General features: G+C 74.3%; 2 protein-coding genes. Both read left to right on the top strand.

What is annotated here, in order from left to right:
- The coding region (locus BMG07_RS40385; protein WP_198089173.1) for a pentapeptide repeat-containing protein at positions 1 to 1482 on the top strand (1482 nt) is incomplete at its 5' end.
- A gap of 52 nt (positions 1483 to 1534) precedes the next feature.
- Positions 1535 to 2587 (top strand): pentapeptide repeat-containing protein, encoded by a 1053-nt coding sequence (locus tag BMG07_RS40380; protein WP_198089172.1) that lies wholly within the window; start codon positions 1535 to 1537, stop codon positions 2585 to 2587.
- Positions 2588 to 2803 lie beyond the last annotated feature (216 nt).

Here is a 2803-nt window from a genome sequence, read left to right as displayed (position 1 = left end):
CTGCAGGCCGAGGCGCAGGTGCGCCGTGCCCAGGTCGAGGTGGCGCTGGCGCGCGAGGAAGCCCGCGCGGCCGGCGGCGACCCGGACGCGCTGGGCATCGTCATGCCCGCGCGCGAGCCGCAGCCGCCCATGGAGGAACTGGCCGCGCACCTGGAACGCAAGATCGAGGAAGCCGAGCGCCAGCAGTGGGAGGCGCTCAACGGCACGCTGGTCCAGATCGAGAAGGCGCTGAGCTTTGCCGCCGAGCGCGGCGTCGACCTCGCGGCGCTGCAGCACCGGGGCCCACCGGTCTTCAAGGCCGAGCGCGAGCTGGAGCGCCTGCGCGGCGCGGCGCACGGCGCGCAGCGCAGCTTCAACGCGGGTGCCGTCTACGGCCCGCTGCTGCAGACGGAGCTGGTGCAGGTGGCCGGCTACCTTGCGGGCGCCCACCTGCAACCGCCGGCGCCGCCCATGGCCCCGGCCGAAGCCGCCCGGCTGCGCGCGGAAATGGCCGTGGCCGTGCCGGCCGGCCTGAAGCATTTCAGCGGCATGGACCTGACGGGCGCCGACTTCAGCGGGCTCGACCTGCGCGGCCTGAACTTCGCGGGCGCCTGGCTGGAGAGCGCCAATTTCGAGAACGCCAACCTGTCGGGCGCCGACCTCTCGCACGCCGTGCTCGCGCACGCCAACCTGTGCGGCGCCGTCGCGGTGGGCACGGTGCTGGTCGGGGCCAACCTCGGGCGCGCGCGGCTGACGGGCGCGGTGCTCGAGGAGGCCGACTGCGGCAACGCCCGCTTCGACGGCTGCGACTGGAGCGGCGCGCGCCTGCGCGGCGCGCGGCTGGAGGGCGCCTCGTGGCTGGACGTGGTGTGGGGCGGCGCCGACCTGCAGCGCGCCCAGGCCGCCGGCCAGCTCTTCTACAAGCAGGACCTGCGCGGCACCGTGTTCGCCGAAGCCGTGCTGGACGACGCCAACTTCATCGAGTGCGATCTCACGGGCTGCGACCTGCGCGCGGCGCAACTGGCACGCGCCAGCTTCGTCCAGTGCCGGCTCGACGGCGTCCACGCCGGCGGCGCGCAGGCCGACGGCGCGGTGTTCGTGGAGGGCTGCACGCTGGTGGGCGCGGACTTCGGCCGCGCTTCGCTCGGCGCTGCCAATTTCGGCGGCATGGACCTGCGCCGGGTGTCGCTGGTGGGCAGCATGCTGGACGGCGCCAACCTGATCGGCGCGCGCCTGGCCGGCTCCGACTGGCGGCTGGCGCGTGCCCAGGGCGCGCTGCTGTGCAAGGCCGACCTCGGGCGCGCCCGCATGGCGGGGGCCGACTTCAGCCAGGCGGTGCTGCAGCATGCGGACCTGCGCGGCGCCGACCTGCGGCAGAGCAACCTCTTCGGCGCCGACCTGGCGCGCGTGCGGCTCGACGGCGACACGCGCTTCGACCAGGCGCTGCTCACGCGCGCGCGCACCTGGCCGCGCCTGACGCCCGAACAGCAGGCGGCGCCATGAAGCGGCACGCGCGCGCACGTCGGCCCGCCGGCCCTGCCCGGGAGCCCCGCCCATGAGCCCGCAGCTGCTGGCCATTGCCGTGGCCATGGGCGAGCCGCTGAGTGGGCTCGACCTGTCGGGCGGCCACCATGCGGGCAGCCCGCTGGCCGGCGGCACCTTCTCCAAGGTGCGGTTCGCCGGAACCGACCTGCGCGACGCGGACCTGCGCGAAGCGGTGTTCGACGAGTGCGACCTGCGCGGCGCGCTGCTGTCCGGCGCGCAGCTGCGGCGCGCGGTGTTCAACCGCTGCGAGATGGACCACGTCGACCTGCGCCGCGCCAACCTGCATGCGGCCACGTTCAACGAATGCAGCGCGGCGCATGCGCAATGCGGCGAGGCCTGGATGTCGATGGCCGTGGTCACGAAGACGAAGCTCGACCACGCCAACCTGGCCCAGGCCAACCTGGAGGCGGCGCTGTTCAGCGGCTGCAGCCTGCTGGACGTATGCGCCGACGCGGCCGACTGGCACCAGGCCACGGTCATGGAGTGCACGCTGACGCACCTGAGCTGGCGCGGCGCGTCGCTGCGGCGCACGATCTTCGTGAAGACCGTGCTCGCCGGCCTGTCCTTCGCGGGGCTCACGCTCGAGTCCTGCCAGTTCGGCGCGGCCGACCTGCGCGGCGCGGACTTCGGCGGCAACACGCTGCCGCGCTGCAACTTCCAGGGCGCGCAGATCGACGGCGCGCGCTTTGCCGGCGTGACCGCCCCGATGGCGCTGTTCTGCGACGCGCAAGGCGAGAACGTCGATTTCTCGGGCGCCCGGCTGCGCCAGTCGCTGTTCACGGGCGCGGTCTTGCCGGGCAGCGACTTCTCCGGCGCGGACCTCTGGCAGACGCACTTTGCCGGCGCCGACCTGACGCGCGCGCGCATGCCGCGCGCCGAGCTGAGTTATGCCGACTTCAGCCACGCCCGCCTGCCGGGGGCCGACCTGCGCGACGCGGTGATGTTTCGCGCTTGCCTGCACGGCGCCCACACCGACGAGGCGCAGATGACCGACCGCGCCCGCGCGCTCGAGACCGACCCCGAGCGCGCACAGGCCGAGCAGTGGCGGGCGCCCGTCGCATGACGCCATCCACCCGAAACGACACGACATGACACGACACCCGAGGAGCTCCCCATGAACACCGCTGCATCGCCTTCCGTCGCGGCCCCTCATCGGGGCCGCCGTTCCACCGCCGCGCGCCAGCGGGCGGTGGCGACGCCGGTCTCTCCAGGCTGCTGGAGCGCGCGCGTCGAGGCCTGCGACGACAGCGCCGTGCTGCGCGTGCACGACGGCGCGCAG

The organism is Variovorax sp. E3 (assembly GCF_016082275.1).
Taxonomy (GTDB): Bacteria; Pseudomonadota; Gammaproteobacteria; order Burkholderiales; family Burkholderiaceae_C; genus Variovorax.
Note: the sequence above shows the minus strand (reverse complement) of the source record. Positions and strands in the feature narration are given on the sequence as shown.

Excerpts from the sequence above, each read along its gene's own strand:
- BMG07_RS40380 (WP_198089172.1), top strand. The coding sequence starts at position 1,535 with ATGAGCCCGCAGCTGCTGGCCATTGCCGTGGCCATGGGCGAGCCGCTG.